Source organism: Flammeovirga agarivorans, from assembly GCF_012641475.1.
GTDB lineage: Bacteria > Bacteroidota > Bacteroidia > Cytophagales > Flammeovirgaceae > Flammeovirga > Flammeovirga agarivorans.
In genome coordinates, this window is sequence record NZ_JABAIL010000020.1 from 1 (window position 1) to 4,096 (window position 4,096).

At 29.2% G+C, this 4,096-nt stretch carries 5 protein-coding genes; all 5 read right to left on the reverse strand.

What is annotated here, in order from left to right:
* Window positions 1-281: 281 nt before the first annotated feature.
* Window positions 282-725 carry a hypothetical protein gene (locus HGP29_RS27740; protein WP_168885731.1) on the reverse strand — a complete coding sequence of 148 codons (444 nt, stop codon included), beginning with the start codon at window positions 723-725 and terminating at the stop codon, window positions 282-284.
* Window positions 726-870: 145 nt separating this feature from the next.
* Window positions 871-1,275 (reverse strand): hypothetical protein, encoded by a 405-nt coding sequence (locus tag HGP29_RS27745; protein WP_168885732.1) that lies wholly within the window; start codon window positions 1,273-1,275, stop codon window positions 871-873.
* 121 nt (window positions 1,276-1,396) lie between these two features.
* On the reverse strand, window positions 1,397-2,104 hold the full coding sequence (locus HGP29_RS27750; RefSeq protein ID WP_168885733.1) for a hypothetical protein: 708 nt from the start codon (window positions 2,102-2,104) through the stop codon (window positions 1,397-1,399).
* Window positions 2,105-2,198: 94 nt separating this feature from the next.
* The gene (locus HGP29_RS27755; protein WP_168885734.1) at window positions 2,199-3,044 is read right to left on the reverse strand and encodes a hypothetical protein; all 846 of its coding nucleotides are present in this window, start codon (window positions 3,042-3,044) and stop codon (window positions 2,199-2,201) included.
* A gap of 99 nt (window positions 3,045-3,143) precedes the next feature.
* Window positions 3,144-4,001, reverse strand: a complete 858-nt coding sequence (locus tag HGP29_RS27760) for a hypothetical protein (RefSeq protein ID WP_168885735.1) — start codon at window positions 3,999-4,001, stop codon at window positions 3,144-3,146.
* Between the last annotated feature and the right edge of the window lie 95 nt (window positions 4,002-4,096).

Consider the following 4,096-nt stretch of genomic DNA (forward strand, 5'->3'; position numbering starts at 1 on the left):
AAGATAAATGTTAGACTGAATATTAATAGTTTAGTTTTCATGCTTGTAGTATCTCGTCCCAAATGGCTTACAACAACGCCTACTATATGTGCCCGTTGCCGTTATTCAGCAGAGCACTCTTTAATAACTAACTAGCCAAAACATTAGCTTATCTGTGATTGATTGATCTTTCAATTCACAGGAAGGTAATCTTTTGGCGATGCCTCAATTTAGCACTTTCCTTCCAAATAACTACTACACGGCAATGGCATCATATAGAATGTTGTGTTTTCGTTTTACTTCTAGCACTCATCATCAAATTGATACTCATTCAAATGTTCAGTTGATAACTGAAAGGCTTTAAGAGTTGTGTAACCTTGATAATTCACTTCAATTCCATTAGCAATAACAAGTTTTAAAAGACCTTCCAGCTTATCTTCATTTTCTAAAAATATCTCCTCACTAGGTAATCTTGCACCAACATCAAATTTCTTTACCAATTTGTTTCTATCTATCTGAGGATCCTCTATCACTATTTTTCGAATGATCTTTCCACCTTTTATCAAAACTAGCTCATAAGAATTATCAAAGTCTCCAGCGGAGAAATAACATATGTCATTAGATTTTCCTACATCCTCCAATTTATCTCTTAAGTCGGGTATTGACCAAAGTGAGTAATAGAAGTCATCCATAACTTGAATCCATTCCTTTGATTCAGACTGGAAAATTACCCCTTCTTTATCCAAAAAATTGTTTAGATTTTTGGGCGATGGCAATGGTGTAACATTAAGCCCTAAAGTCTTGAAAATGTCTTTGCTTAAATTTTTACTATTCTCTATGAGAATGATGAAGGGGGAATATGGGAGTTATCTATTCAATTTTCTAAGTGAATTAAATGCTATCAGGTATATATTTCTTATAGTTCTTTTTAACATCATTAAGCCAATGATGCAATTGCTTTCTTATTTTATACCTATCTCTGTTTCGGAAAATGTCAATATCATGAACTATCCCGTCATTGGAGATCCACTTCAATGTTAATGTGTATTTTCCGTCAATTGACATATCTGGATACCAGCCCAAGTCGATACTAAAAAAGTTTTTCTCTACGATATTGTACTTTCCATTTTCTAATTTCACTTCATCAATCCACAATACATCTTCTATAAATCCTTCGTGCCAATTTTTAATAAATTCTCCATCCTCGTCTTCAATTGGGTCAACATCGAAAAACTTATTATCTAACATTGCCCACCCCATTGGCATTTGTATTCCCATTAATTCTGTCTCGCTCACTTTTTAAAAAAATTGATGATAATTCAAGTTAAACTTATGAAACACAACGTAATGGCTAAACTACGACCAGCGGGTGCGTCACCCGATGGATGGAGATTAGCTACTGTTGTGGTTAGTAAAATTACTCTAAAATTTCAATTGGCATTTCAATTTCATCATTTTTTTCATCCTCATCAAAAACTATAATTGTTGGAGATTTCAATTTTCTTCTGCTAGCTTCTTTAATTTCATCCAGATGAAATGCCAAATTACTTTTGAGCAAATTTTGAAAATTAGAGAGTGTCTGTTTTTTAATTAGAAAACTTTCAATTATTACATCTTTAAAATTACTACTACCAGAATATTTTTTCAAAACTCCCAACCTAGGACTAAAGTAAACTGTTTCTATTGTGTCAATACAGTAGTCTAAACAGATTGTTTTCGTTTTTAATAAGTGATATTTCTTAATTAAGATTGATTCATTATCAAATTCTAGATTTACCTCATTTTCATAGGTTAATTGTTTTACATTTTCTATTGTGTCATTTATATAAAAAGTTGAAACTAAATTGTTTGAACTAGAATTAAATTCATATTTACTATAACCTGAATCAGTCCATTCATATTTGAAAGTAATATTATTCTTTTCTTGAGCTCTTGATAAGTATATACTCCTTATCTTGTCAAATAGTCCTGAGCTGTCAATAATCTCTTTTGATTCAATAGAAATTAAACCTCGATCAATTGTTTTTTGAGATTCATTAAAGCTATCAATTTTAGTACAACCATAATTATTTAGAAATATAAATCCAATGAATAAGAGTACTATTTTAGGTTTTTGTTCAGTCATTTTTTGGAAGTTGGTAGTACAATTATTAACCACAACGAAAATGCTAAACTATGGCCAGCGGGTGCGTCACCCGATGGATGGAAATTAGCTGTTGTTATGCTTTTTTTAGTCTTTTTGATCTTCCCTTGTAAATGTATATGAGATCATTTAATTCTGATATACTAGTATCATAATCTTCTAATTCAATATCATAAACACCTTTATTACTATTGATTTTAAGACATTCTTTACTATTGTTCCCATATCCTTTTACATAAGCTTCAGCTTTTTTAATATATCTCCAATTGATTATTGCATCATCTTTTATCTTAACACCATCTTTATTAAGTGTTATTTGAGGATCTTTATTTCTACTTTCTTTATAATTTTTTTGACTTGAATAAAGTGAATAACCTATAATTACTATCGATAAGATTATATTTATCTCTTTTTCGTATAATAAATATATACCTACTACTATTCCGATTAAACCAAATATACTCTGAATAGTATTCCAAACTTTGTCATAATATATTATTGTTTCTTCAGGAATTGATTTATTATCAATAAAATCAGTATTGACAAAATGATAGTTCTCAGATATTTTTTCCTGTAATAATTTTAATTTTTCTTTTTGTGATTTAGTCATTATTACAAGCTTACTTGCAAAAGTGTTATCGTTTGAAATAATACTTTGTTCAACTGCTTTTCTATATAGTAAATGTGCATTATCTACACGTGAATATGCCCAAATTTTCCAAATTGGTATTATAATACTTGTATAAAATAAGGCAAGTAACAAAGGTAAAAATATGGATAATAATGGGGTAAATGGTGAGTTTATAGGTCTGAGTGCATAAAATAGAATAGGCATTCCTCCAAAACCAATTAAGAGAGATGGAAATAAAATCTGATTTCTACCTTTTTGTAATGCTTGTTTAATTGTAATTTTATTATTCATAATCTCTTTAATGCTAATTAAGCATAACGTAATGGCTAAACTACGTGTGAGGGTGCGTCACCCGAAACGTGGAGTTTTAGCTAGTGTTGTCTTTTGTAATTAATAATTTCCGATAAGAATAGGTATTGAGATGAACTTAGGATATTTCAATGGATATTGAATTTCTAATGAACAGTCAATTTTTTCCAATAAAACCTTCTGACTCCAATAAGATAACCCTAGATCTTCATCAATACTATTATTATAAGATCCTCTTGCAATACATAAAAAATTTAACCTTCTATCTTTACTTATTGCCATGTTGAGATAAAATAAATGTTTAAATTTAATCTTTTCGATTTTAGCAACTTTCATTAGCTCTTTTGAAATCTTTATACTTAGACTTTCTATAGAACATTTTGTTAATCGGTAATTGTAATAATCTAATCTTTTTAGTGTTGGATAACTTTGATAACACCTGTCCCTTTTTAATGTATATTTATATGGTTTATTAATAACAGTTTGCAATTCTTTTTCCCCTATTAATTCTTTATGTGATTTAATAGAATGCCCATAAATTTTTCCTGAATAAGAATTTTTTATAACTTTTAAGGCTAACTCTCCACAAATAGACACTTCGTATTTATTACCCAATTTACCTATGGCTAATAACCATTCCTCCCCAATTTTAAATTTATTTATGTATGGTCTACAAGATATCCCGTCATCGCCATAAATTATTATTGTATCCTTAAAAACTTGTCCTCTGTAAATTTTATGTACCTCAAAATTCATTGAAATAAAATCTTTGGAATCTGACGTTTCATCACAATTATAGTTTAATACTTTACCTTTAACTATTACGTCTGCTATTTGATTTGCATAAGCAAAACCACCTAAATACTTACAAGTACAGCCGAAAGTATTAATAGATAAATTGAACACTATTAGTAAAAGTAGAAATAATTGTTTTATCATTTGAAAGTCTAAGCTTTATGAAAGACAACGGTTTGTGTAAAATGCGTTTTAATGCATTTTTACACCTTGTTGTAGAGCGTTTTTTCTATTTTCTA

Bases quoted from the DNA above. Each gene is read 5' to 3' on its own strand.
- HGP29_RS27750 (WP_168885733.1), bottom strand. From the start codon at position 2,104: ATGACTGAACAAAAACCTAAAATAGTACTCTTATTCATTGGATTTATA.
- HGP29_RS27755 (WP_168885734.1), bottom strand. From the start codon at position 3,044: ATGAATAATAAAATTACAATTAAACAAGCATTACAAAAAGGTAGAAAT.
- HGP29_RS27760 (WP_168885735.1), bottom strand. From the start codon at position 4,001: ATGATAAAACAATTATTTCTACTTTTACTAATAGTGTTCAATTTATCT.